This is a genomic window from Comamonas odontotermitis (genome assembly GCF_020080045.1).
Lineage (GTDB): Bacteria > Pseudomonadota > Gammaproteobacteria > Burkholderiales > Burkholderiaceae_C > Comamonas > Comamonas odontotermitis.
Window position 1 is genome coordinate 480,055 of sequence record NZ_CP083451.1, and the last position, 26,953, is coordinate 507,007.

Genomic DNA, 26,953 nt, shown 5'->3' on the forward strand with positions numbered 1-26,953 from the left:
TTACTTCTTGTCTGTCGAGAAATCAACCTGGGGTGGCTGAGAAATCTGTGCCTCATTCTGCACGGTGAAGTTGGCCTTGGGCTGGTAGCCCATGACCTTGGCCGTCAGGTTGGTAGGAAACTGGCGGGCCAGCACGTTGTAGGCCTTGACAGTGCCGATATAGCGGTCGCGTGCCACGGCGATGCGGTTTTCGGTGCCTTCCAGGGTGACGCGCAGGTCGCGGAAGGCCTGGTTGGCTTTCAGGTCAGGGTAGCGCTCGGCCACCACCATCAGGCGCGACAACGCGCTGGAGAGCTCACCCTGCGCCTGCTGGAACTTGTTGAACGCTTCGGGATTGTTGACCAATTCGGGAGTGGCCTGGATTGAGGTGGCTTTGGAGCGCGCCTCAATCACCTTGGTGAGCGTATCCTGCTCAAAATTGGCTTCCCCCTTGACCGAGGCCACAATGTTGGGCACCAGATCGGCACGGCGCTGGTATTGGTTGAGAACTTCACTCCACGCGGCGGTGGATTCCTCGTCCAGTCGCTGGAAATCGTTATAGCCGCAGCCCGTCAGCACCACGGCTGCTGCCACCATGACCATCAGTCGCTTGATTGTGTTGATCGTATTCATTGTGCATTCCTTATTGGATGTGGCCTGATGTTCGCTGCAAGTTGATGCATTGACAAGGCGCCCATTGTGACAAAGATTGTCAGGCCGGTTTGTCAGCGATTATTGACTGGTCCCGCGCAGGAGCAGGGCCAAAAGCCAACCAGTGGCGCTACCATGGCTCTATGGAGCGTGATTGCAATGGATGACATCGTCAAACAGGCCATGGCCAAATGGCCCAACGTGCCCGCCTGCTATGGCTGGCTGGGGTTGGATGCGCGTGGCAACTGGTGGCTGCGTGATGCGGCGGCCCAGGCCGCTGGCAGCTTTGCCAGTGGAGTGCCAGGGGCCAAGGGCTCGCGGGTCGAGCATGTGAAGCTGGCCGAATTCATTGCTCGCAACTATCTGCACGATGCGCGTGGCTGCTGGTACTTTCAGAACGGGCCGCAGCAGGTGTTTGTGGAGTTGGAAGCCACCCCATGGATCTGGCGCATGCAAATGCAGGCGCGAGAGATACGTATCCACAGCCATACAGGCAGTGAATTGGCTCCCGCAGAAGTGCAGAAGGTGCTGGTGGATGAGGACGGGGCCGTGTACATGACGGTATCCATGGGGTTGGGCATGGTGCACACGCAGGATGTGCTGGATGTGTCCGCCGCGCTGGATGCGGGCCTGCTGCCTGCGCCGGAAGAGGTTCGACGCAATGCGTTGCCGCACTGCTATGGTTTTATAAGTTCTCCCGCGCAGCTGGCAAGCACTGGCAGCTAAAACAGCAAGAACTGTCAGACAAGAAAAAACCGGCCAGAGCCGGTTTTTGTATCTGATCGCGTAAAGGTATAAAGGCGCAGGGGTTTACTGTGCGTGGTCCACCATGTACTGCACGGCAGCACGGATTTCGTCGTCAGAGGCGGTTGATCCTCCGCGGGGGGGCATGGCGCCTTTGCCCGAGATGGCAATCTTGACCATGTTGTCGATGCCCTGAGCCACAAAGGGTGCCCACGCGGCCTTGTCGCCAAACTTGGGGGCGCCGGCCACACCTGCTGCATGGCAGGCAAAGCAGGCCTTGTCGTACAGACCCTTGCCGTCGGCCTGGGCGGTGGCTGCAGGAGCTGCCGCCTCCTGCGCTGCAGGCGTGGCTGGGGTTGCGGGAGCCGCAGGCGTTGCTGCTGCGGCTACGGGGGCGGCTGCAGCAACGGCTCCACCTTCTGCCGCGGCATTGCCAGCAGGGCGCTCGGGAACGGGAAACTTGGCTCCTGCGGCATTGGCCATGTAGACCACGCCACGGGCAATTTCGGTGTCGTCAAAATCACCGCCCCCTTGTGGTGCCATGGCACCCTTGCCGGCCAGCGACGAATGCACCAAGGCATCCAGCCCCGTCTTGATGCGAGGCGCCCAGGCTGCAGCATCTTCAAACTTGGGGGCACCGGCCGCGCCGGTGGCGTGGCAGGCTGCGCACTGTGCCTTGAACACTTCCTCGCCGGATTTGAGAGGGCGATTGGCGTCGCGGACTTCGACCATGCCCACCTTCTGGATGCGAGCGGCAACCAGTGCGGATTCATCGGCCGCACCAGCACCGGGTTTGTTGGCAGAGGTGACATACATCACCAGGCCGATAATGGCAAAAACGGGAATCACGAATGCAAAGATCACCGTCCACAAAAGCTGTTTGGGTGTCTTGATGGGGCCAGTGTGTGCTTCTTCGTGCTGGATGTCGCTCATTACGTCCTCAAATTCTTCGTGGCTTGTTGTTCATCGTGCAGAGGCCAAAATCATTATATAGAGGGGTCTTGTTTTGTGACCTCCGGGCTAGCCCCAGCGTTGTTTCGGCCACACCTTGCCTACGACCACCGCAAAAAAATGGCCTGCCAGGATGCTGGCAGGCCATTGTGCGGCAGGTGTGCTGCTGAGGGGCTTATGGTTTGCCAGCAGTGGGCGCCACCTGGGTGACAGCCGTTGTGGTATCCGCAGGGGCTTCATCCGTCCAGCCACCGCCCAAGGCCTTGTACAGGCCGACCTGGTTCTGCAGCTGCGCCAGTCGCACCTGCACCACACCTTGCTGCAGCGCAAACAGCGAGCGCTGTGCATCCAGCAGGTCCAGATAGCTTGCAACGCCATTGGTGTAACGCAGGTCCGACAGCTTCAGGCGGGCCGATTCGGCTTCGACCTGGGCTTCCTGCGATTGCAGCTGGTCGGCCAGCGTTTGGCGGCTGACCAGTGAGTCGGACACTTCGCGGAACGCCGTCTGGATGGATTTTTCGTACTGGGCGGCAGCAATCTTCTTCTGCGCCTCTGCCACTTCCAGGTTCGCCTGGTTGCGTCCTGCGTTGAAGATCGGCAGATACAGCGATGGGGCGATCGTGAATCCCTTGGACTTGGAGTCGAACAGATCGGACAGCTCGGAGCTGGCAAAGCCGGCATTGGCCGTCAGCGAGATACTGGGATAGAACAAGGCACGCGCTGCACCGATGTTGGCATTGGCCGCGATCATGCTTTGCTCGGCCTGGCGCACATCCGGGCGGCGGAGCATCAGGTCTGATGGCAGGCCTGCGGGCACGTCAGCCATCACGGGCAGATCGCTCAGGCGCTTGCCTTGCAGGCTGGCAAGCAGCTCCTGCGGTGGCGTCTGGCCCAGCAGCAAGGTGAGCGCGTTGGCATCCAGCGCGCGTTGACGCGTTTGCTGGGCCAGGGTGGCCTTGGCGTTTTCTGTCAGGGACTGCGCCTGTCGGTAATCGAGCTCCGAGGCCACGCCCGAGTCCAGGCGCAGCTTGGTCAGCTTGATCGACTCCTGGCGCGTCTCCAGCGTGCGACGCGAGAGGTCCATCAGCTCTTCATCGGCTTGCAGTGCCAGCCAGGCATTGGCCACCGAGGCCACCAGACTGATCTGCGCAGCCTTGCGGCCTTCTTCCGTTGCCAGATATTGCGCCAGGGCCTGTTCCTTCAGGCTGCTGATGCGGCCAAAGAAATCGATCTCCCAGTTCTGGATGCCGACGCCAACACTGAAAGCATTGCCATAGCTGCCAGTGATCTGGCTGCGCTGCCGGGTGGCAGCGGCAGACACACCGACTTCGGGGAACTGTTGCGAGCCCTGCACCTGATACAGCGCACGGGCCTGCTCGATGTTGAGCACGGCTACCCGAAGATCGCGGTTGTTATCCAGTGCGATCTGGATCAGCTGTTGCAGGCGCGGATCGGTGAAGTAGTTCTGCCACGGAATATCCGCAGCCGCCTGCTGGCCCTGCGTGGACGCCACGGGGTATTGGTCCGCCACGGGGGCGGCCGTCTTGTCCAGTGCAGGAATCAGCGAGCAACCGGAGGCCAGCAGCGCCGCTGCCAGCACGGTAGGAATGAGTTTCTTATTCAAAACGAGGTCCTTTCCCCGTTGCGGAGTTCATGTCTTCTTGGTTCATCACTGCGGAGTGCGAGACGGAGCCAGGAGCAGGTGCCGATGGCGAGGCGCCGCCATGGGGGCCAGAGCCGTCCTTGTCATTCTTGCGGCCGAACAACCGGAACACTTCCACAAAGAACACCGGCACCAGGAACACGGCCATGAAGGTGCCGATGATCATGCCCCAGAACACGCCTGTCCCGATTTCATGCTGGCTGACCGCGCTCGCACCCGAGGCGATGTAGAGCGGCACCACGCCAAGAATGAAAGCCAGCGAGGTCATCAGAATCGGGCGGAAGCGCAGGTGACCGGCTTCCAGTGCCGCGTCCAAAGCGCTCATGCCCTGGTCGTGCAGATCCTTGGCGAACTCCACGATCAGAATCGCGTTCTTCGCTGACAGACCAATCACGGTGATCAGCGCCACCTGGAAGTAGATGTCGTTGGGCATACCGCGCAGGTGCATACCTGCCACCGCACCCAGAACACCCAGAGGCACCACCAGCAGCACGGCCAGCGGGATGCTCCAGCTCTCGTAGAGTGCTGCCAGGCACAGGAACACTGCCAGGATCGAGAACGCGTACAGGATCATGCCCGACGAACCCGCCTTCTTCTCATCGAGCGACTGTCCGGTCCACTCATAGCCAAAGCCTTGTGGCAATTCGGCAGCGAGCTTTTCCATTTCGGCCATGGCCTGGCCGCTGGTGTAGCCGGGCTTGGCCTGGCCGGTGATGCTCATGGACGGATAGCCGTTGTAGCGCGACATCTGCATCGGACCGGTGACCCACTTGGCAGTTGCCAGCGTGGACAGCTCGACCAGCTTGCCATCGGCATTGGGCACCGTCAGCTTCATCACGTCTTCAGGTTGCATGCGAGTTGCGGCATCGGCCTGGATGGTGACGCGCTGCATGTATCCCTTGTTCGGGAAGTCGGTAGAGTTGGCAGAGCCCAGCGCGGTGGACAACGTGGTGGCAATGTCACCCATATTGACCTTTTGCGCATAGACAGCGTCGCGGTTGATATCGACCTGCCACTGCGGAGCGTCTTCCACGCCATCAAAACGCACACCGGTGAGGATAGGGCTCTGGCTGGCCTTGCCGATCAACTCGTTACGGGCCTGCAGCAGGGCTGCATGGCCGTTATTGCCACGATCCTGCAGTCGGAAGGTGAAGCCGTCACTGTTGCCCAGTTCTGGAATGGAAGGCGGCACCAGCGTGTAGATGAAGCCATCGCGCAGGCCCATCATGGCACCTAGCGCCTTGCCCGCAAACGAGGTCGCATCCGAGCCCGGAGCCGTGCGCTCCGACCAGTCCTTGAGCGTGGTGAAGGCCAGACCCATGTTCTGTGCCTGCCCCGAGAAACTGAAGCCCAGAATACTGACGATGTGCGCAGTTTCAGGCTGCTTGAGCACATAGTCTTCCAGTTGCGACATGGCGCCGCTCGTACGCTCCTGCGTAGCGCCTGGCGGCAGTTGCACCAGCGAGATCACGTAGCCCTGGTCTTCCGTTGGCAGGAAGGCGGTAGGCAGAGCCTTGAAGCCGAACACCACGCCAGCGATCACTGCGGCATACACCAGGAAAGCCAGAATGGTGCGCTTGACCACGCCAAGCAGCGTCTTCTGGTAGCCCTTGGTAGCCTTGCCGAACATGCGGTTGAACCAGTTGTAGAAGGGGCCCAGCAGACCGGTCTTCTTGTCGTGTGCATGGCCCTTGGGAATGGGCTTGAGCATGGTGGCGCACAGCGCAGGCGTCAGGGTCAGCGCAAAGAAGCCGGAGAAGAAGATCGAGATCGCCATCACCAGCGAGAACTGACGGTAGATGTTGCCGGTAGCGCCCGAGAACATGGCCAGCGGAATGAACACCGTCACCAGAATCACGGTAATACCGACCACGGCGCCCTGGATCTGGCCCATGGCCTTGATCGTCGCGTCCTTGGGGGATATGCCTTCTTCAGACATGATGCGCTCGACGTTCTCCACCACCACGATGGCATCGTCCACGACGATACCGATCACCAGCACCATGGCGAACATCGACAGAATGTTGATCGTCAGCCCCACGCTGTACATCACTGCAAATGCGCCCAGCAATGCGATGGGCACCACGATCGTCGGGATCAGGGTATAGCGGATGTTCTGCAGGAAGATCAGCATCACGATGAACACCAGCACGATGGCTTCGAGCAGCGTGTGGATCACCTTCTCGATGGAGATCTTGACGAACTTCGATGTGTCATACGGAGCAGACCATTTCACGCCAGCCGGCAGGAAGGACTCGAGCTCGCCCATCTTGCTGTAGACCTCTTTGGCCGTGGCCATGGCGTTTGCCGTGGAGGTGAGCTGAACCGCCAATGCAACAGCGGGCTTGCCATCAAGGCGCGAGTTGAAGCCATAGCTCTCGGCGCCCAGTTCCACCCGTGCCACATCCTTGATACGCACGGTGGAGCCATCAGAGTTGGAGCGCAGCACCACATTGCCAAACTCTTCTGGCGTGGTGAGCTGGCCAGGCACCACGATGGTGGCGTTCATGTTGGTGCCTGGCAGGCTGGGGGTGTCGCCCAGCGAACCACCCGAGATCTGCTGGTTCTGCGCGGCGATGGCAGCGTTGATCTGGGCGATCGACATGTTGTAGCCCTGCAGCTTGGTCGGATCGACCCACACACGCATGGCGCGGCCCGATGCAAACAGCTGCGCCTTGCCGACGCCGTTCAGACGCTGGATTTCGGGCAGGACATTGCGGTTGACGTAGTCCGAGATTTCATCGCGCGAGGTCTCTCCAGTCTCCGACTGGAAGGTCAGAATCATCAGGAAGTTGCTCATCGACTTGTCGACGCGCACACCCAGCGATTGCACGATGGTCGGCAGGCGCGGCGTGGCACGGGCCAGGCGGTTCTGCACGTCCACCTGGGCCAACTCCGGGTTGGTGCCGGGCGCGAACGTCACGGTCAGCGTGCCGCTGCCGGTGGCAGAGGCAGAGGATTCCATGTACATCAGGCCTTCGGCGCCATTGATTTCACGCTCGATGAGCTGCAAAACCGAATCGGTCAAGGTCTGTGCGGTGGCGCCGGGGTAGGCGGCCGTCACGGTAATCGTCGGAGGCGCAACCGATGGGAACTGCGCCACCGGCAGGCGGGTGATGGACACGATACCTGCGAGGACCACGAAAATCGCGATCACCCATGCAAAGATCGGTCGGTGAATAAAAAACTTTGACATGCAGCTGTGTCCTGTTTATTTGCTGGATGCAGCGTTGTTTCCGGCCTCGGTCGAGGCCGCTGGCTTGTCGGCAGGAGCTGCTGCATCGGCGGGCTTGCCGCCGGCCGCTTGCGCTGGCTGGCTGCCTGCTTCTTTCCATGGCACGGGGGTTACCTTCTTCGCGCCCATGCCCAGCTTGATGAAACCATCGATCATGACCTTGTCGCCCGACTTCAGGCCATCCGTCACGACCCAATTGGTTCCCTTGGACTGGCTGATCTGAACGGGGCGAGGTGCCACCGAACCATCTTCGGCCACCACCATCACGGTATTGCCCTTTTCATTGCGGGTGACAGCCTGTTGAGGAATCAGCACAGCGTTGTCCACCTGGGCTTCTTCGATATGTACGCGCACATACATGCCTGGCAGCAGCATGCCATCGGGGTTGGGCAACTCGGCGCGTACGCTGACCTGACCGGTCGTGGGATCCACGGTCAAATCGGTGAACAGCAGCTTGCCTTCCTGCGCATAGGGACGGCCATCATCGGTATACACCTTGACCTTGGCGGCATTGTCGCCCGCCTTGGCCAACTTGCCAGAGTTCAGCGCTTCACGCATGCGCATGATGTCAGAGGACGACTGCGTGATGTTGACGTACAGAGGGTTGATCTGCTGAATGACAGCCAACTCGGTCACCTGACCTTGGCCCACCAGTGCACCTTCGGTCACCAGGGCGCGACCAATGCGGCCGGAGATGGGGGCGGTCACCGAGGCATAGCCCAGGTTGATGCTGGCGTTGGTGACAGCTGCCTTGCCTGCTGCAACCTGTGCCTGAGCAGCTTTTTCGTTGGCGACTGCCACGTCATAGTCCTGCTTGCTGATGGCGTTGGCTTCCACCAGTGGCTTGTAGCGGCGTGCGGTAGAGGCCGCCTGTGCCAGCGTTGCCTGTGCCTGTGCCAGTGTCGCTTGGGCGCTTTCCAGACTGGCGCGGTAAGGCGCATTGTCGATCTGGAACAGGACCTGGCCCGCCTTCACGTCGGAGCCTTCCTTGAAGGTGCGCTTTTGCAGAATGCCTGCAACACGAGCGCCGACCTGCGCAACACGGAAGGGCTCCAGACGGCCTGGCAAATCCGACACGACGGGAATGCTCTCGAGCTTGACGGTCAGCACGCTGACTTCTGGTGGAGGGGGCGCGCCCTGTGCGGAGTGTTGTTCTTGTTTCTTGTCGCCACAGGCTGCCAAAGCAAGCGCTGCAGCCAGGGTGAGGGCAAAGGTACTGGATTTCATACGTTGGCGAGAGGTTTGCGGTCTTTTGTCAGCGGCTTGGTGTGCTTCATACATGGGCTGCATGAAAGTCCCTTCGGAAGGTGTGAAATGAATGAGGTGAACCGCGGAGGATTCGGCGGGGATTGCCTGTGGCTAGTGGAATGCTATCTTCAATCCCCAGAAAAATGCTCCGCAATTATACATACATGCAGAAATGTATAATAGAGCTTATTTGTTAAATCTTTCATTGCCTGCAGCGAGACACTGGGGCAATGCGCTACAGGAACGGACGAGCAGAGCATGGCCCGGCGCACAAAGGCAGAAGCGGACGAGACGCGCACCAAGCTGTTGGATGCGGCAGAAGAGGTTTTTTTCGAGAAAGGCGTGGCGCGCGCGTCGCTCAATGAAATCGCGCAACGCGCTGGCGCCACGCGTGGCGCGGTGTATTGGCATTTCAAGGACAAAGTGGATGTCTTCACTGCGGTGCTGTCACGCATATGCACTCCGTTTGAGGAAATCTGCGACGACAAGTACGGTGAACTCTCGCCGCTTGCGCGGATTCGGCACTCCATCTACGCAGTGTTCGACAGCATGGACTCAGACGAGCGGCGACGCAAGGTGTTTGATACAGCGCTTTTCAAGCTGGAATACGTTGGCGAGCTTGAGAGCGTTCGCGAAGGACATGTGGAGAGCTCGGAATGTTCTCAGCGCAAGTTTGCAGATGACCTGACGTTGGCTGCCATGGAGCAGGGCGTTGTAATGCCCATGACGCCGACGGAAGCAGCGCTTGGCCTGCATTCATTGTTTGTGGGGCTCATTCATGGCTGGGTGCTGAATGAAGGTAACTTCCCGTTGCGAAAAATTGGCGAGCTGTCTGTGGAGGCCTACCTCTCGGGTCTGGGCTTTCAGCGCCAGGCTTGAGGGAGTGGCACTGTTTGGCATTGAAGCCTCGCGGAGCTGCATCCCGTGCCATAATTGAAGGATTGCTGAAAGGCAATTGTGTATATGCGCGGCTGTAGCTCAGTGGATAGAGTATTGGCCTCCGAAGCCAAGGGTCGTGGGTTCGATCCCCGCCAGCCGCGCCATATGGCTATCTCGGATGGCCTCAGAAAATCCTGAAACCCGCACGCTCGTTGGCGTGGCGGGTTTTTTGATGTGCTAATTAGGCTATGGTTATCTCTGGACATACCAACAAATTGTTGGTACCTTTGTTGGTACTTGATATGCTATTCAAGACACATACCAACAATGCCACTCTCAGATACCTTCGTGAAGCAGACCAAGTTCTCAGGCAAGCCGGCCGGAGACAAGCATAGTGATGGCGGTGGGCTGTACTTGCATGTCATGGCGGCGGGCAAGTACTGGCGCTTGGCATACCGTTTCAGCGGCAAGCAGAAAACGCTGGCGTTGGGCGTTTACCCGGCCGTCTCCCTTGCCCAAGCGCGGCGGCGGCGCGACGAAGCACGACAACATCTGGCAGAAGGTACTGACCCGGCCATAGTCAAGCAAGCACAGAAGCTAGCTCAGGCCATGGCCGACGAAAGCACGTTTGAAGCCGTGGCTCGCGAATACCATGGTGTCAAAAAAGGTGGATGGAGCGATAAGTACGCCGTCAAGTGGCTGAGGGGGTTGGAGAAGGACATATTCCCGTTCGTTGGCCGTCTTCAGCTCCCTGATATCACGCCTCCCATGATGTTGAATGCGCTGCGTAGAGTGGAGAAGCGCGGCAATCGGGATGCTGCTCATACTCTTGCGCAGAATTCTGGGCAGGTTTTCCGCTATGGCGTCCAGACTGGCCGTTGCGAGCGCAACCCTATGCCTGATCTGCAAGGTGCACTGGAACCGGTGGTGGTCAAACACATGGCTGCTGTACTGGAGCCTGTGAAGGTCGGTGAGTTGTTGCGGGCTTTTGACAGCTACAACGGCCAACCTATCACAAAAGCCGCGCTGCAACTATCTGCGTTGCTATTCCAACGCCCCGCCAATATTCGTATGATGGAATGGAGTTGGGTGGACCTGGACAATGCCATGCTTACCATTCCATCTTCAGCGATGAAACGCACTGTAGCGCAGAAGTTGAATGGTAGACCACACTTTGTACCCTTGGCGCCTCAGGCAGTGGCGATCCTTAGGGAGATAAGACCGCTGACAGGTCACAGAGCGCACGTTTTTCCCTCTACCAGAGGAGAGGGAAGACCGATGTCTGATATGACCCTGACGGCTGCATTGCGTCGCTTGGGCTACTCCAGCGAGGAGATGACACCCCACGGCTTTCGTGCCATGGCTCGCACGTTGATGATTGAGCGCCTGCCAGGCATTCACGCTGACGTTATTGAGGCTCAACTCGCGCACGGTAAGTCCGGTCCGTTAGGCGCGGCCTATGACCGCGCCGAGTTCATGGAGCAGCGTCGAAAGATGATGAACGAGTGGGCAGACTACCTCGACAAGCTCAAGACCGGCTCTGAGCTAGTGCGGATGCAGGCATAAGACCCATCTTCAGATTCCCTAGACCGATGAGCCGCACCTCAACTAAATCCACTTCGACGTTGGGCCGAAAAGCCCAGACATCTCATCTGCCTGCCAAGGCCCGTGATTTGAAATTGACTGAGGCGAGAAAGTTACCGCTTGCCAAGCTCGACCATTGGGCCGAGCGCTTTGCTGTGCCGCGTGTAGATGTTGTTCAAGCAGCTGTGGATGGGCGCTTCGGGCTGTATTTCATGATCGATGGTTTTATTGCCGACCTACCTAACCCCAGTCCAGGTCATCCCCTGCAATTACGTCCCTATCGCGGTTATTTGCTTTCCGATCAGGCAACACTTGAGGCCATCTTGGATGGGGAAGCGTGCCACGTGCAGGAGGCATATGAGCCAGGTGGCGGACACGTATATGTGGAGTTGGCTCCAAATGGAACACTAGCGACGCCGCTCAATATTCGAATGGATGACCTTTTCGCTGCGGGAGATGACGTAGCTGCGCAAGCGTCGCCAGGTGCATTAAGGGATGCGGCCGTCTCCTCCCCTTGGTGTGCTCCGCGGCACCAGCATGCAACTGTAGCAATCGATCACGCCAAGCGGGCAACGCGACAGCAATTGATCGATGCTTTTGGCAAATTTACTAACATGGATATGTCTTGGTTCCTGAACTTGAAGGATGCCCCACGGCTACGGGATGCGCGGAAGGTCATTGGGGCCGGTGGCCACAAGCATACCGAGCCCCTGTTTTGTCCATTCGAAGTAATGCAATGGTTGATTGATCCCAGGCGCGGCAAAGGCCTCCCACTATCCAAAAATAAGGGGTGGGAGCTGCTGGCTAATTACTTTCCACGTGCGCATGCGCCTCGCTCCGTTCTTGATCCCCGCGAGGATGCTTGACCGGGGTAAAACGGGCTATTGACCGGGGTCAACGCTGTCGATTTGGCGGGGTTATCGAATGAAACTCGCCGGGGTGGGCTGGGCCCGAAATACCCCGGCATTGGAATTCACCTCAATCGCTGGCATGGTGCCACGCGGGATCGAACGAGGTGACTATGAGTCTCGCCCCCCAAACTGTCCGTCCCAAGGCAGCCGCCGAACTGTTGGGCATCGGTATCTCAACCCTCTGGCGCTGGGCCAAAGACCGCCCTGACTTTCCCAAGCCTCGCCACCTGAGCATGCGCTGCACCATCTTCGATGTAGCTGAGTTGCTCAATTGGCGCGACGCACAGGTAAAGGAGGGGGTGTAATGGCCTTCGATCGTAATCGTCTGCCTGATCCGGCGGCCTACTATGAAGGTCAAGGATTGAAATTCCATGAGCGCAAAGGCAAGTGGCGCACAACCGCCTGCACCTTCCACGGTGGAAGCGACAGCATGCGCATCAATACTGTCTCTGGCGCCTTCGTCTGCATGGCTGGTTGTGGTGCCCGCGGCGGTGATGTGCTGGCCTACCACATGGCGGCCTATGGCCAGGGCTTCGCTGCAGCAGCGAAGGAGCTGGGCGCATGGGTCGAGGGTGGCAAGCCCACAACACAGCGCCCGACGCCGATTAGCGCTCGTGCCGCGTTGGAAATCTTGCACGCCGAAGCCATGCTGGCTGCCATTGCGGCTGGCAACGTCGCGCATGGTGTGGCGTTGACCGATGCAGACCGCGCCCGCTTGATGACGGCGGCAGGCCGTATTACGCGCATCCTGGAGGTGTTCCCTTGATGCCTACAGCATTTGAACATTCGGTGGCGGCTTTGGATGCTGACATTAAGGCACGCCCTATTGCGCTGGTGCACGATCAGCCAGAACAAACCGAGTCGCTGATTCCCGGTGAGAACGAGCGCCCCTGCTTCCGGGTATTTGAGGGCTGGTTCAAGCATGACGGCGCCAAGTTGCGTCCGGGCGTTTGGTATTTCAGTATCACACCCTCCAAGAAAAAAGACGAACCCCCGGCTTTAACGCAACAATGGATCTGCAGTCCTCTGTACATCGAAGCGGTCACCACCGATGAGCATGGCAGCAACTTTGGGCGCCAATTGCGCTTCAAGACTACGTTGGGCCAGTGGCGCACCTGGGCCATGCCCATGGAGCTGCTGCGTGCAGACGGCGCTGATTTGCGCGGTGAGCTGTTGTACATGGGCTTGGAAATCGACCCAGGCCAGCATCAAATGCTGGGGCGCTATTTGCAGGCGCTTACCCCGGAAACGCGCATTCGCTGTGTCACGCAAACCGGCTGGGCCACCGAGCATGCATTTGTGCTGCCGGCCGAGGTGATCGGCCCCGATGCCAGCGGCGTGGTCTTCCAGTCTGGCGAGAGGCTCAGCGATGAATACGTAATCAAGGGCTTGCTTGCAGAATGGCAGCAGAACGTGGCAGCACTGGCGATCGGCAATCCCCTGCTGATGCTGGCCATCTGCGCGGCATTTGCTGGCCCGGTGCTGAGTCGCGTCAACGCCGATAGCGGAGGCATGCATTTGGTGGGTGACTCCTCCACTGGCAAGACTACGGCCATCGATGCTGCCTGCTCGGTATGGGGAGGCCCGGGCTTCCGGCGTTCCTGGAGGGCCACCAGCAACGGCATGGAGGGCGTGGCAGCGCTGTTCAATGATTCACTGCTGGCACTGGACGAAATCAGTGAATGCGATGCGAAGGAGGTGGGGGCCATTGTCTACAGCCTGGGCAATGGACGGGGCAAGCAACGAGCCTCGCGCACTGGCGCGGCCCGCGCGGTGAATCGCTGGCGCTGCAGCGTCCTGTCCACCGGTGAGCGCACTATCGGCACCAGCATGGCAGAGGGGGGTTACCGCCAGAAGGCGGGCCAGACGGTGCGTTTGCTGGATGTGCCTGCCCAGCGCACGTATGGAGCCTGGGATGATCTGCACGGCTATTCCTCCGGCGCAGCATTCAGCGATGCACTCAAAAATGCCTGTAAAGCACACCATGGCCACGCCGGGCCGCAGTTCCTGCGCGCGCTGACGGGTGATGCAGACACAGATTTTTCTGAAGCACTGCAAGCTATCAAGGCCGTGCCGCAGTTTGTGGCTGCGCCCGGCGATGGGCAGGCCGCACGTGCGGCAGAGCGTTTTGCCGTGCTGGCACTGGCCGGAGAGTTGGCTGCAGGCTACGGCGTGGCACCCTGGCGACCCGGTCAGCCCACCCAGGCCGCTGCTGAATGCTTCCGTGCCTGGTTGGCCCAGCGCGGCACGACGGACGGCAACCTGGAGCGCACGCAGGTGCTGGAGAAAATACAGGGCTTCATCGAACGCCACGGCGACAGCCGTTTTAGCGCGATTGACGCGGATCCCGAACGTGCCATGTTGATCCGCGATCGCGCTGGCTGGCATGAGCACACCACTGCTGGCCGAATCTACCTGTTTACGGCCAGCGGCATGAAGGAAGCATTGACTGGCTTTGACCTGAAACGGGGATTGGATGTGCTGGAGGATGTGGGGGCGTTGCCAAAACCTGGGGCGGACGGCAAACGCTCTATTTTGCGACGTATTAGTGGTGATCGTGTGCGCGTATACACCGTCAATACTGCCCTGTTGGGCACATAGTGACTGCAAGGCATGCCGTGAGCTTGGTTTTGGAGTGTTCCAGAGGTTCCGGGTGTCTAGCCCAATACCTATCCGGCTTTGCACTGGAACACCTTGCCTGATCGCCGGTGTTCCGGGTGTTCCCGAGGATAGGCCGTAATGAGTGGAACACCTGGAACCTCTCCAGCGATGCAGGGTGTTCTGTCGAACGACAATATTCGCGAGGGCTGGACACCCGGAACCTCTGGAACTCGCCAAAAGCCAATGTCGACAGTGAAAAGCGCTGGATAAAGAGGGGAGCGAAACATGGCATTTGGAAGAAGCCATTTGAGGTACTGGCAGGGGGATGAGGTTGCCGGTTCCCTTATGTCCTGTCGCCCTGGATGCTGGAGGATCCACATACGCGACTAAAGAACTGTTTCATGTGACCATGTATGCCTGCAATTACTGAAACGACAGTTCCCAAGGCAGAGAACAGATGAGAAAGGAAATCCTCGAATCCAAGCCAGAGCATCGTGCTGAGTTGCTGAAGATGTCTAGAGAGGACTATCGGTGAGCGAAGTCCGCGCTTGGTTCCTGCAGTGGTTCCTTTTGGGTTCCTGCCGCAGACTAAATGTTCTGAGCGATGAGTATTGTTTTGAGTCAGATATTGCACGCACGCACGCACGCGCATGCGGAGCACGGTTTGTATTGATGTGTCGCCAAGCTGACTGATGCCGCAGGAAGTTCCATGAGATTCGGGAACGGCTCCGGGAATCTGTTTCGCTGAAGCAGCATAACGATTCTGGTACCGACTTACCCTAGATTGGGCGCTCGTCGGCCGCAATGCGCCTCTTGGCGCGTGCCAAGCATCATGCTGTTGGATGAGGGGGCCTTGATCGGCCAGAACGGCGGACAGATAGGCAACACTAGCATGTGGTATCAGACATGGTTTCCTGCCTTGATGGGCATGCCTGAGATGGTGGAGGTCTTTAAGACTCAGCTAATGCTGCCTCCAATATCTTCTTTTTCGATGCTGGAGCCATTCGATAGAAGGCAACTAGCAACGTGGCCTCATCCTCTGCTTCTGCATAGAAGTAGGTGGTAGGGAAATTCAGTTCGGCGGCAATCCGGGTCATCAGGCCGAAATCCGGCGTTCTCTTGCCCAACTCGTATCTATTCATCCGCGTACTTGCTGACTCGGGCTCAAGTCCAATTCTGATTCCCAGCTGTTCCTGCGAAAGTCCAGCCTTCAACCGCGCTTCCTTGATTCTTTGGGGTAGTGGTGTCATGCCGGTCGTTTGAGCAAAGACTGGCATGCTCTTGTGTTAGCATCTATTGCGTACTACCGTTTTGGTAGTTTTTTTGAAATTCACCTTCTTGAAAATATGCGGATGCTCATGATCAGGTGCGGGGTCATCTTTGCGGTAGCCCTTTCTGTGGCCTGTACAGAAAAGTCCTCCAATGCGAAGTTGCAGTCTACGGAATCGCTGCTTAGCGAAGTTGATGCATTGAATGAGCAATGTAGAGGCGGTAGTGGCGATGATCCCAAAACACGGATAGCCTGCGATAGCCGTGAGGCCCAGTTCGCCGAGGTCTCCGCGCGAGGATGGTGTTGGGGCCCCAGAAGTGCCGTCAATGCGGACAAGCATTGGATGCGGTGTATTGATGACAAGACAACTGAAGCCCAAGCAGACAAAAAATGGTTTGGACGTACCGAATCCGGTCGATGTGTCCCTTTCACCGTTGACTTGGCGAAGCAAACCTTGACTAGCCGGGGGTACGACCAAATCAAAGTGGCTGAGAAGGACGATGGCACATTAGATGTCTATGCAGAGCTGGAAGGGGGGGAGTCTGCGCACACTACCTTGTATCCCAGATGCGACGATCCAGCACCAATTGCTGAAAAGCGAGCTGTACACCAGCAGTTGGATGCGGAGCAGGCTTCAGAAATAACATCTTCTTTTCCAAGCAATGTAAGGAAAAGCTGGTCATATAAACCGTTTTCCATCACCTCATCTCAGTTAAAGAAAGAGATGCCTGATTTTCAAGTCGCATCGATATTTATGTGTAAATCTCCTATGGCGGCGTTGGCAGCCACGATGGATTTGCTTCGAAGTTACGATGTTATCGGCTCCGATAAAACTGATGGTACGTTAACGTTCACATCGTTCGAAGGTCGTCAAGAGGGGCGAAAAGTGTCTGTTAGTTTGGTCGTTGATGAGCAATCCGCCCCAAGAATTGTGCGCTATGTTTTTGTTAATGGGCAGGTAGCGCTTAGCTGTAATTAAATCCTTGAAAATCAGCTCGAAATCATGACTGCTGTTTATCATCCTCGCCCTGACGAAAAAGGCAATTCGGTTCTCATTCGTCATCCGTCATTGGCGACGCCTTCATCCTCTTGGGCAGATCCTGTCATTACGGCGATTTTTGTTCCCGATGGTAAGGTGCCCTTGAAGCTGAATGGCATTGCAATGAATTCATGGGGCCCTTCAAAGGATTTTGGTGCGTGGGAAATACCCGCCGAGGGTATGGAAGATTATGCCGAGCCAGAATTCATTTGCTCCAAGAGCCTCCAGCCTGCTGCTGGAGCTGTCATCTTGGAACCGGATGGGCGCGTATGGCTCGTTGAGCCGACGAATAGATTTGGTGGCTATCAGTACACCATGCCCAAAGGCCGAACCGATGGTAAAAGCCTTAGAGCGACAGCTTTGGTGGAGGTATACGAAGAGACCGGCCTTGCCATCGAACTCACGCATTGGCTTTGTGATGTTGACCGTAGCATAACGCGCACGAGGTTCTATTTGGCAAAGCGTATTGGCGGTAGTCCAGCAGCATGCGGATGGGAGACGCAGGCCTGTGTATTGGCTCCAGTCACAGCGCTGAGTCAATTGCTTACGCATCCCGGAGACAGGCAGGTGTTGGATGCGTTAGTAGTAACGCTAGAAGGATAGGTGCAAATAGTTGAGAGCCGGCTCAGCACGAGCCTATCCCTTCATTTCACGTAATCGAGTTAAAGACGTCAAAGCGTGGGCGATGTCAGGCCAAATACTCTCGGAGGGCTTCACTCAGCCACCGTAAATCCATGCTTGGAAATCAACAGCCCACGACACATAGCCCTGCGGCTACAGCGTAAGCCAGCACGATACAGCGCTCTATCCAGCGCCATCCATCCCCGAACTCTTGCCTCAGGTTCTGTATGAAGTCTGGTTCTTGGTGCATTGTGTTCTCATTGGTTGAGCGTGTCAGTCTAGTCAATCAATCATTGAATGGTTCTATCGAGGTGGAGCCAGTGACCATAACGCTCGGGCATTTAAGGCTGTGCAAGTCAATGCGGTCGATATGTGTTGGTCCCCAGTTTCGCTGTACAGTCCACAGATCACTCCTCTGTCATAGCGCTGGCAATTTCTGGAAATGGCTCCCCTTCACAGCTTCTGCCAAAAGGGGCACCATCGGTCAGTCTTTTAGACCGCTTTCCAGAAAATATAGTCGGCTTGATACTGCACAACCTGTTTGCTGCCCAGATTGCTGGCGTCACAGGCCATGCTTGGTGCAACGCCCCCTTTGGTTGCTACGCGCTGGATATAGGTCACACCTTGCATGGCTCCCATGCCACTGGCCGGATTGGCCTTGACCAGCTGCAGTGGGATGTTGCCAGTACCAGCGGGAGCCACTGCAACCTGTGTCGCAGTGACTTTGGAGCCATCATGATTCTCCCAAGTGGCTGGTGGGCCCCAGTATTTGCCGATGACCGTGCCACTTCGCGTTTGCAGCTTGGCATCAGGGCCGACAAACACCCATTCGTGCTCGGTAGCCTTATCTTTCTTGGCTCGGCACTCATAGGTGATTTGGCCAACGCCGACGGTTTCCATGGCCACCTTGTGTCCAGCAGGCACCTGCACGGTGGCTGGGAGTTCGGCTTGTGAGTAGGTGGAATGCGTAGACATGGATGAGCAGGCAGTCAGGCCCAGCGCTGATACGCAAAGGGCGGCCAGAGAGCGGGTTGGTAGATGTTTCATGAGAATGTCCTCGACCAAAATGGAGAAGAAGCGTACCGAGCAGATGTGCTCGGTACCCGAAGCTAGTGCGCGTCAGGCCCCAAAGGACAAGGCGTTGCTGGGCAAAGTGCGGCCCAAAGCCGAAATCAGTGCGGTGTAGTGCATGGTTTCGTCGGCCGCCAGACGTCCTGCCACCTTGGCCAGGTCACGACTCTCAAAAGCGGGAATGACGCCGAGGTAAGCGTTGGTCGCCCCAAGCTCCAGCCTTGCTGCCAGCGCCAGTACATCGGCTTGGCTTTTGAGGGTGGCGGCCTTCAGAGACTCAGCGTAGGTCTGCATGGAGGCTTCGGCTATCGGTTTGCCTCCCATTTTCTGAATGGTCGCGATCAGGGCATCTCGGTGGGCTTTGTGGTGGCTCTGGAACAGCAAGGCCACATCCAGCACAGGCTTTTGCAGCAGACCGCTGCCAGCCCCCAGTTGGTAGGCATTGATGGCTTCGTGTTCCAGTCCCAGGGCCACGTTGAGGATAGAGACATCCTTGGCCGGATCGTTGCCCATACCCTGTGCCAGGGCCTCGTTGCCGGCGAGCATGGCAACTGCCACGGCTGACAAGGTGCCTGTGGTGCCCAGAAATCCACGACGCGAGGCCATGGGGGAAGAACGACCTTCAAACAGATTGATACTCATGACAACTCCTAATTAGCTGTGGGGCTGTGTCGACCATTTGCAGTGTCCGACGCTTGTAATACGCAGCCGCTGAGTCGATGGATTCAAGTTTTTGAAGATTTTTTCGGTAATTTATTGGGTGCTCACATCCAGTAGCCGAGATGCTGCGTACAGGTAAATAGGCAGGATGGGCAATACGCCTTGGCATTTATCCAACAGCACCGTATGAAGGAGGTGCTTCTGATCACAATGACTGCATGAGCGCCAATACACCGGACAGTGAACTGATGGAACTACTCGACCGCATAGCAGCCCGGGAGCAGGCCGCTCTCAAGCTTTTGTACGACCGGACCGCTTCGCGGCTGTATGGGCTTGCTTTGCGCATCGTTGGCAACAAGGAATGGGCCGAGGATGTGCTGCAAGACAGCTTTTTGGGTATCTGGCGCAGCGCGGGAACTTACCGGGACTCGCTCAGCCCGCCTCTGGCTTGGATGGGCATGCTGGTACGCAGCCGCGCGCTGGACTTTCTGCGCCGGCGTAGAGCCGAGCGCCTGCATCTCAATGTTCCGATCGATGACGTTGAAGAGTTGCTACAGGACAGGGAGGCGCAAAGCCCGATGCAATGGGTGGAGGCCAGTGAGCAAGCTGCAGTACTGCACCAGTGCCTACAAAAGCTGGAGCAGCCCCAGCGCCAAGTGGTGAGCTTGGCCTATCTGAGGGATTTAAGCCATAGTGAATTGGCCAGCCATCTGAAGTTGCCGCTGGGGACCGTCAAAACTTGGGTGCGCCGCAGCCTAGAGCAACTGCGCAAATGCATGGCGCGCCATGTTTGAGTGTCAGGAGTTTCCACCATGAATCTGACCCGAAACCCTGAACTGCTGGACCGCCTGGCTGCAGCCTACGCACTCGGTACGCTGCGCGCAGGGGCTCGTCGGCGCTTTGAGCAACTCGCTCGCGAGTTCCCCCAGGTGCGGGCTGCTGCCCTGTTGTGGCAAGGCCGCTGGTCTGCTTTCTCCGAGGTGCAAGAGCCGGTAGCGCCCGATGAGGCGGTCTGGATTCGCATCGACAATCTGCTGCAAGCCGAAAAGAACAACGCCAAGCTTGCGCAGCAACGCGATGCTGCGCCCAAGTCGCCAGGGCGCGCGCTGGCATGGTGGCGCGGATTGGCCTTGGCAGGTAGCTTGACCGCTGCGGGTGCTATATCGGTGGGCTTGTGGTCCCATCAAGGGCTTCAACAGGCCTCACAGCAGCAACTGGCTTCGCTGCAAACCCAACTTCAGATAGCGCAGACCGCATTGCAGGAGGTGCCCCAGATTCAATATGTAGCGGTGTTAGCCGATGGCAAAGCCGATGCGTCCATGCTGGTGACGTTCGACCCCCGGCACAGCCAGTTGGTTTTGCAGCGCGTGAGCGGTTTTAAGGAAGCAGAGAATAAATCTCTGCAACTGTGGGCATTGCCTCAACAAGGCGCGCCACGTTCTTTGGGCGTTATGGGGGAAGGCAAACTGGAGCAACTCACGGCGCAGGAAACCGATGTGAAAGCGATTCCAGTGCTGGCTATCAGTCTTGAGCCCAAAGGCGGCGTACCCAGCTCGATGGGGCCGACTGGTCCAGTGCTGTTCAAGGGGGCACTCATTCGCCGGGATCTTTAATTGGGGACTCCGCCAACTTTGCAGCAATCTGCGCTCGATCGCTTGATTGTTGATTTCCACGCAAACCTGATCCCCCACCCCATCGTTTGGATTGATGTCCAACTCTTGGGGTGCAGTTCACTGAGGCGGTTGTGTGGGGAAACCTGTACAACTTCTCCAAGCATGCGTCGATGCTGCGTTGGCGTCTTCCCGTATCGTGCGCGAAATGTGCGCGAAATGTGCCTGGTCCGAAACCTCCAGCGGTGTGCGATGTCGCCTATTGATAGCTCGCGCAGGCACGTCGCAATCAGTTCTTCGTATCAGTTCGTTGAGCTTGATTCAGTTGTACAGACTGCGCTGGCTCACGCCGATCCGTGCGGATACATGTGCTGATCATGCTCCGTGATCTGTTTGACCGCTTCAATCTTGAATTCTTCGGGGGGATGGTTGCTTATCAGTGATTGAGTTTATGGGAAGTCCCCGTAATGCACCAACACTGGGAGCTCCGACAGTCATTTAAAGCGGGCCCATTTTCACCAATCACGGGTTTACCCTCGGAGAAAAAATACAACAATCGTCTTCAAGCCTGCATCAATTGTTTCTAAAACTTGCATAAATGTACAATTTGCGCTAGAAATCAAAGTAGAGAAGATGCACTTGCTCTTTCTTTATTTGTGCGAAAAGAGGATGTTATGCAGAAAAAATATATTCGAATATTAATTATTTCGATTATCTCTTTTTTCAGTTTATTTGCATTCGAAGTAAATGCACAAACCCCGTTTGTCTGTGATTCGACAATGTACCTTGAGCAGGGGCAGCCCGGCGATCCAACGACATTGTATAGAATAAATACAAATTCTAATCCGTTTATATTTAGCCCTGTGGGGACATCATCGGTTACGTATAATGCTGTTGGTTATAATCCATTAGATAATTATCAATACGGAATACTTAATGCTAGCAACCGCTTGATGCGAATTGCCGCCGACGGAAGTACCGTCAATTTAGGGGCGGTCACGGGCTTGCCCTCTGCGACATATATTTCTGGTACTTTTAGCGACACTGGAGGGTTGCTGTACGTTAAAAACAATGTCGGAACTAGTACGGCAATGTATGTAGTTAATGTCAGCACAATGACGGCAAGCTTGCTGTCACTCACCTTTCCAGCTGGCTTGACAAACTTGTCTATTGCAGACATGGCTTGGGTGAATGGGTTATTGTATTCAGTTACTTCGGCCGGTCAACTTGTTTCTATTAATCCTACGACCGGCATAGTTACAGCTATTGGTGCTCCTAACGGGCTTCCGGCGGGCTTTATTGGTGCAATGTATGGGGCTCCTAATGGATTGTTTGGCTCAGGCAATAATCCTCCTAGCGGGTTTTATCAATTCAATCTAACTACAGGTGCTGCAACGCTGATTAGCGGTGCACCAGGCTCATCTTCAAATGATGGTTCAAATTGCGCCAGTCAGAACATTGTATTTGGTGCCGATTTATCAATTACCAAGACTGACAATCAAACCCAGTACATTGCAGGGTCTAATATCACCTACCAATTGCTTGTTAAAAATGCGGGTCCATTCGGGGCGCAGAGTGTTGCTGTGGCTGACCCTCTTCCTTCAGGCATCACTAGTGCCACATGGACATGTGGAGGCGCTACAGGTGGCGCTGTGTGTGGTGCCTCGAGCGGTAGTGGAGCGTTGAATGATGCCAGTGCATCACTACCCAATGGCAGCTCTCTTACATACACCATGACGCTGGCGGTGCCATCCGGTTTCACGGGCAATTTGACCAATGTTGCGACGGTTACGCCTGGCCCTGCAACAAGTAATATTGGCACTGCTTGTACGGCGGCAGGAAGTTCATTCAATGCTGCTACTGGGCGGTGCACAGCAAGTGATACAGATACAAGAACCCTGCCTATCATATCAATCACTAAAAGTACAAATATAGGCGGTGGAACGCTTGTCCCAAATGCAGCGGTTACCTATTTTGTAGATGTATCAAATACAGGTGTTGCATTAGCTGATGGTACCGCGATTAGCGATTCAATCCCAAGTGGTATTGCTAGCTTCAATTCATGGAGTTGTGCACCTACATCTGGGAGCGCAGTAATCTCTCCATCCGTTGGTAATGGTGCTCTATCTACGACAATCTCTTCATTTCCTGCTGGGGCTGTGGTTCGCTGTACCATCAATGCAACTGTAGCTGCAAGTCCGCCAGCCACTGTAGTGAATTCTGCGACTGCATCTCCAAATAACGGTGGATTTTGTGCACCTGGCAATACGCCTTCACCATGCTCGGCGAGTGCGAGTAATCCCACTGCTCCGCAGCTTAATATTACAAAGACTGCTTCACCAAATGGCACGTATTTGCCGGGCCAGCCATTGAACTACACGATTACTGTGACTAATGTGGGGGCAGTCACAGCGAGTGGGGTGGGCGTGACAGATACGGTGCCAACTCTGGTAACTGTCAGTGGTTGGAATTGTGTGGCTAGTGGGGGAGGGAATTGTGGATCTGTGGTGAGCGGAACTGGCAACGCCATTGCTCTGAGTGGCGCCTCAATACCTGCAGGAGGCGCCATTACCATCGCAGTAAGCGGTACTGCCCAAATAAGCGCGACTGGTAATATCGTGAATACGGCGACGGTAGCTTGCGGTTATGCATCATGTAATAAGAGTAGCACTGTAACCAATACAGATTCAGGCAAGCCACTGCTGAGCATAGCGAAGCAGGCGACACCGATGGCATTCGCCGTGGGAGCCAGCGGAACCTATACGCTGCAGGTGAGCAACAGCAATGCGCCAGGCTCGAGCAGCACTACGGGGGTGATAACGGTTAGCGACCCATTGCCTGTAGGCATAACAATGACGGGCTTGCCAACGGGCACGGGCTGGGATTGCTCGGCCAGCACGGCCACGCAAGTGACATGTACGACGAGCGCGGTGCTCACACCGGGCGCCAGTGCTCCGGTGATTAGCGTGCCTGTTGCGATCGCCCAGAGCGCTGCAAACCCGAGCGTGAACACAGCCACTGTCACTGGTGGTGGCGATGCTATCTGCACGGCTAGCGCCAATCCAGTGCCGGCGCAGTGCCAAGGCACGACCACCACTACGGTGAATGCACCTCAGTTGGATCTGGTCAAGACCTCGGGAGGAGCCTTTACTGTTGGTCAGATTGCAACTTACACCATTGTGGTGACCAATAATGGTCAGGCGGCAACGTCTGTTGCTGCTACCGTCACGGACACCATCCCTACGGGCTTGGTGATCGGCACGCCATTGCCTAATGGCTGCACGGCCAGCGGTCAGACAGTGAGCTGTACCATTCCTGCAGGGCTGGCGGTGGGCGCACAAGCCAGCTTCACGGTGTCGGTGACGCCGAACAGCAGTGTCAATGGACAGCAAGTGAGCAACACTGCCAGCGTGCAGGGTGGGGGCGATCCGACCTGCCCGGGCGCAGCACACTGCACCGGCACCACCACAAACACGGTGAGTGCACCACAACTTGGTTTGACAAAGACCTCCACGCCTAACGCATTCGTGGTTGGCCAAGCTGGAAGCTACACCCTCACAGTGCTCAACAGTGGAACTGCGCCAACCACTGGCAACACCGTGGTGAGCGACACTATTCCTGCTGGCCTGACAATTGGTACGCTGCCCAGCGGCTGCACGGCAACAGGCCAGCAGCTCAGCTGCACTATCGCTGCGGGCTTGGCTGTCAATGCCAGTGTTAACTTCACAATTCCAGTGACAGCCACGGCAGCTGTAGACGGGCAAACAGTGCAGAACGCAGCCACTGTCGCTGGTGGGGGTGATCCAGGCTGTACGGCTGCCACCAACCCACTGCCTGCGCGTTGTCAGGCGCAAGTGCCAGTGCCGGTGGAATCACCTGCGCTGCACGTGACCAAGACCGCTAGCGTTGCAAGCTTCTCAGTGGGGGTTGCGGCCAGTTATACCATCCAGGTGACCAACGTGGGCACAGCCGACACCTCGGGCAACTGGAGCGTGACGGACGTGATGCCTGGCGGGTTGACTATCGGCACGCTGCCCAGCGGATGCACGGCTTCTGGTCAGCAGGTGACCTGCAGCTCCAGCGCGGTAATCGTGGCTGGCGATGCCACGGGCGTGAGCTTCGTGATTCCTGTGACGCCAACTGCTGCGGCAGTGCCCAGTGTGACGAACACGGCCACGGTACAGGGCGGGGGTGATCCACATTGCCCGATGGCTAACAATGCCAACTGCACTAGCACGATTACTACATCTGTAAACGCGCCTAGTCTGCAGTTGACGAAGACAAGCAATGGTCCATGGGTGGTTGGTCAGAGTGGAGCTGCGTATACGCTAGCGGTCACAAATGCAAGCACGCAAACGGCGACCTCTGGCCAAATAACGGTGATGGACAGCCTACCGATGGGCATCAGCGCAGTCGGTGGTAACTATGGCAACTGGATTTGCTCCGTGAGCGGCCAGAGTGTTGCTTGCCAGAGTGCAATTGCTCTTCCTGCAAATGGCTCGGACAGTATTGTATTGCCGGTGTCCGTGGATGCCTCTGCTATAGGGGGCGGCACTGGTGCCAGCTTGACGAACAACGCCTCAGTAGGCGGCGGTGGTGATCCGTTTAACGGCGGGAACCCACCTGCGCCAGGTAGTTCCTGCACGGCGCTGGATGCAGCCGCACCGGGGCATTGTGCGACCAATATTACGACGGTGAACGCACCAGCAGCAATGGCGGTGAATAAAGGTGTACCGACCATCGCGGGCACGGCCACCCTGGGTCAATACACAGCCACCTACATTGTCACAGTCACCAATGGCGGCGGGGTTCCCAGCACATATACGTTGAGCGACACCCCGGGTTACCCGGCAGGGATTGTGCTCAATGGCTGGACAGTCACGGCGGCTGGCGGGGGGGCGGTGAACACGCCGTTGGCGGCTCCGGCTAGTGGAGTAGCGGCTCAGATCAGTGCGGCAAATGTAGCCATTGCTGCCGGAATCTCGCATACCTATACGGTGACAATCACGTTCACGACCAACGGGAGTCTGAGTGCAGCCGAGCTTGCCTGTACAGGCAGCACAGGAAATGGTGCATATAACGCTGCGTCCATCAATGCAGGGGCGAGCACGAGTGCCAACTGCAGCCCGCTGCCGGGTGTGCCAAGCCTGGGCCTTACCAAGACGAACAACGGTCCGTGGGCAGTAGCGCAGGCAAGCGCCAAATACACACTGACGGTGACGAACAATGGCAATGCCCCAACAGTGGGCACCATCACAATTGCCGATTTCATGCCTGTGGGTATCACTGTAGTCAGCGGCAGTTATGGCAACTGGAGCTGTACAGCGGCGGGGCAGAGTCTGGATTGCACTAGCACGACGTCGATCAATTCTGGTGGGCAGTCGGTGATTGATCTACCTGTGTTAATTGCTCCTACAGCAATATCTAACAGCGCAACGAATAAGGCTGGAGTCGGAGGCGGCGGCGATCCATTCAATGGAGGCAATCCGCCCGATCCGCAAAACTGCAATGATGCGCAGCACTGTGCAAGCTCTACCACGACCGTAACTACAAATGTCACCCCACAACCTAATTTAGGAGTGACCAAGACAAATAATGCCACTTCAGTTCCTTATGGTGGAACAACTACATATACGATCACAATTTCCAATTCTGGTCTGAGCAGCGCCACTGATGTTAGTTGGACCGACACTGTGGTTAACGGCCTTTCGGATGTAGTGCTGGTTAGCAAGGCAGGGGACGAGAAGGGCTCCGAACCAGGTACTTGTACAGGCCTGACGTGTACTGGAATTACGCTGGTAGTTGGTGGTAGTGTCACCTATGTGGTGTCTGGCAAAGTTACCGGCAAGGTAGGTGAGCGAGTGGTGAATACTGCATCGATCAGCGGAGGCCAATGTACCGCTCAAGCTTCGGGTGGGTCATGTACGTCAACTGACTCAGACGAAATCTTGGGTATGAATGTGGCTCCTGTCCCGGTGAATTCGCGCTATATGCTGCTGGCGTTGGGATTGTTGTTAATCTCTGGAGCAGCAAGAAAGGCAAGTAGAAGTATCAAACTGAAGTCACACAAAGTTCATTGAATGGATTTGACCGTAGAGCTCGACGTAGACCTGGTTGCCTGTTGCGTCCTGTAGGTCGAATGGCGGATGTCCAGGTAGTGAAAGCCAAGATGTAGGATGCAGTGCAGTATCCTGTGAGCACCAGCAGTGGTTTGGTGTTGAGCCCGGCTATGGAGT

21 protein-coding genes and 1 tRNA gene are annotated in these 26,953 nt (G+C 57.0%); 13 read left to right on the forward strand and 9 right to left on the reverse strand.

The features are described 5' to 3' along the window. Entirely contained in the window at positions 1-612 is a 612-nt protein-coding gene (locus LAD35_RS02190) for a LemA family protein (protein ID WP_377780210.1), read from the reverse strand. 177 nt (positions 613-789) lie between these two features. On the opposite strand from LAD35_RS02190, the gene LAD35_RS02195 reads away from it, so the two are divergent. Then, positions 790-1,356 carry a DUF2946 family protein gene (locus tag LAD35_RS02195; RefSeq protein ID WP_224152565.1) on the forward strand — a complete coding sequence of 189 codons (567 nt, stop codon included), beginning with the start codon at positions 790-792 and terminating at the stop codon, positions 1,354-1,356. An 84-nt stretch (positions 1,357-1,440) separates the two neighbouring features. Here the strand turns inward: LAD35_RS02195 and LAD35_RS02200 are convergent, their stop codons facing one another. From LAD35_RS02200 to LAD35_RS02215, 4 genes are all read right to left on the reverse strand, one after another. Next, on the reverse strand, positions 1,441-2,307 hold the full coding sequence (locus tag LAD35_RS02200; RefSeq protein ID WP_224151116.1) for a c-type cytochrome: 867 nt from the start codon (positions 2,305-2,307) through the stop codon (positions 1,441-1,443). A gap of 193 nt (positions 2,308-2,500) precedes the next feature. Continuing rightward, the gene (locus tag LAD35_RS02205; RefSeq protein WP_224151117.1) at positions 2,501-3,949 is read right to left on the reverse strand and encodes an efflux transporter outer membrane subunit; all 1,449 of its coding nucleotides are present in this window, start codon (positions 3,947-3,949) and stop codon (positions 2,501-2,503) included. Beyond that, positions 3,942-7,184, reverse strand: a complete 3,243-nt coding sequence (locus tag LAD35_RS02210) for an efflux RND transporter permease subunit (protein ID WP_224151118.1) — start codon at positions 7,182-7,184, stop codon at positions 3,942-3,944. Before LAD35_RS02210 ends, LAD35_RS02205 begins: the two co-directional genes overlap by 8 nt. Before the next feature lie 15 nt (positions 7,185-7,199). After that, entirely contained in the window at positions 7,200-8,504 is a 1,305-nt protein-coding gene (locus tag LAD35_RS02215; protein ID WP_224152566.1) for an efflux RND transporter periplasmic adaptor subunit, read from the reverse strand. Positions 8,505-8,729: 225 nt separating this feature from the next. Between LAD35_RS02215 and LAD35_RS02220 the strand changes: the two genes are divergently transcribed. The 7 genes from LAD35_RS02220 (at position 8,730) to LAD35_RS02250 (ending at position 14,446) form a co-directional block, all read left to right on the forward strand. After that, entirely contained in the window at positions 8,730-9,350 is a 621-nt protein-coding gene (locus LAD35_RS02220; protein WP_224151119.1) for a TetR family transcriptional regulator, read from the forward strand. 88 nt (positions 9,351-9,438) lie between these two features. Next, a tRNA-Arg gene (locus LAD35_RS02225) sits at positions 9,439-9,514 on the forward strand. A 163-nt stretch (positions 9,515-9,677) separates the two neighbouring features. Continuing rightward, a complete protein-coding gene (locus LAD35_RS02230) occupies positions 9,678-10,916 on the forward strand; it encodes a tyrosine-type recombinase/integrase (RefSeq protein WP_224151120.1) in 1,239 nt (412 codons plus the stop codon). Between the two features lie 26 nt (positions 10,917-10,942). Continuing rightward, entirely contained in the window at positions 10,943-11,800 is an 858-nt protein-coding gene (locus LAD35_RS02235) for a hypothetical protein (RefSeq protein ID WP_224151121.1), read from the forward strand. A 155-nt stretch (positions 11,801-11,955) separates the two neighbouring features. Continuing rightward, entirely contained in the window at positions 11,956-12,150 is a 195-nt protein-coding gene (locus LAD35_RS02240) for a helix-turn-helix transcriptional regulator (protein WP_224151122.1), read from the forward strand. Next, positions 12,150-12,611, forward strand: coding sequence for a hypothetical protein (locus LAD35_RS02245; RefSeq protein WP_224151123.1), 462 nt, complete (start codon positions 12,150-12,152; stop codon positions 12,609-12,611). Before LAD35_RS02240 ends, LAD35_RS02245 begins: the two co-directional genes overlap by 1 nt. A gap of 32 nt (positions 12,612-12,643) precedes the next feature. Then, positions 12,644-14,446, forward strand: coding sequence for a DUF927 domain-containing protein (locus tag LAD35_RS02250; RefSeq protein WP_224151124.1), 1,803 nt, complete (start codon positions 12,644-12,646; stop codon positions 14,444-14,446). Between the two features lie 950 nt (positions 14,447-15,396). On the opposite strand, the gene LAD35_RS02255 is transcribed toward LAD35_RS02250, so the two are convergent. Beyond that, on the reverse strand, positions 15,397-15,696 hold the full coding sequence (locus LAD35_RS02255) for a helix-turn-helix domain-containing protein (protein WP_224151125.1): 300 nt from the start codon (positions 15,694-15,696) through the stop codon (positions 15,397-15,399). A gap of 9 nt (positions 15,697-15,705) precedes the next feature. On the opposite strand from LAD35_RS02255, the gene LAD35_RS02260 reads away from it, so the two are divergent. Further along, on the forward strand, positions 15,706-16,695 hold the full coding sequence (locus LAD35_RS02260; RefSeq protein WP_224151126.1) for a hypothetical protein: 990 nt from the start codon (positions 15,706-15,708) through the stop codon (positions 16,693-16,695). 24 nt (positions 16,696-16,719) lie between these two features. Continuing rightward, positions 16,720-17,358 carry an NUDIX hydrolase gene (locus LAD35_RS02265; RefSeq protein ID WP_224151127.1) on the forward strand — a complete coding sequence of 213 codons (639 nt, stop codon included), beginning with the start codon at positions 16,720-16,722 and terminating at the stop codon, positions 17,356-17,358. A 510-nt stretch (positions 17,359-17,868) separates the two neighbouring features. On the opposite strand, the gene LAD35_RS02270 is transcribed toward LAD35_RS02265, so the two are convergent. Next, positions 17,869-18,423, reverse strand: a complete 555-nt coding sequence (locus LAD35_RS02270) for a DUF3455 domain-containing protein (RefSeq protein ID WP_224151128.1) — start codon at positions 18,421-18,423, stop codon at positions 17,869-17,871. Positions 18,424-18,495: 72 nt separating this feature from the next. Continuing rightward, entirely contained in the window at positions 18,496-19,089 is a 594-nt protein-coding gene (locus LAD35_RS02275; RefSeq protein WP_184704253.1) for a ferritin-like domain-containing protein, read from the reverse strand. A 236-nt stretch (positions 19,090-19,325) separates the two neighbouring features. On the opposite strand from LAD35_RS02275, the gene LAD35_RS02280 reads away from it, so the two are divergent. Further along, entirely contained in the window at positions 19,326-19,901 is a 576-nt protein-coding gene (locus LAD35_RS02280) for an RNA polymerase sigma factor (protein ID WP_184704255.1), read from the forward strand. A gap of 18 nt (positions 19,902-19,919) precedes the next feature. Continuing rightward, complete coding sequence (locus LAD35_RS02285; RefSeq protein ID WP_224151129.1) at positions 19,920-20,720, forward strand: anti-sigma factor; 801 nt, start codon at positions 19,920-19,922, stop codon at positions 20,718-20,720. On the opposite strand, the gene LAD35_RS22365 is transcribed toward LAD35_RS02285, so the two are convergent. Then, positions 20,717-21,010, reverse strand: a complete 294-nt coding sequence (locus tag LAD35_RS22365; protein WP_396022784.1) for a helix-turn-helix transcriptional regulator — start codon at positions 21,008-21,010, stop codon at positions 20,717-20,719. The two genes, LAD35_RS02285 and LAD35_RS22365, sit on opposite strands and share 4 nt — an antisense overlap. 381 nt (positions 21,011-21,391) lie before the next feature. Between LAD35_RS22365 and LAD35_RS02295 the strand changes: the two genes are divergently transcribed. After that, positions 21,392-26,797 (forward strand): beta strand repeat-containing protein, encoded by a 5,406-nt coding sequence (locus LAD35_RS02295; protein WP_224151130.1) that lies wholly within the window; start codon positions 21,392-21,394, stop codon positions 26,795-26,797. Positions 26,798-26,953 lie beyond the last annotated feature (156 nt).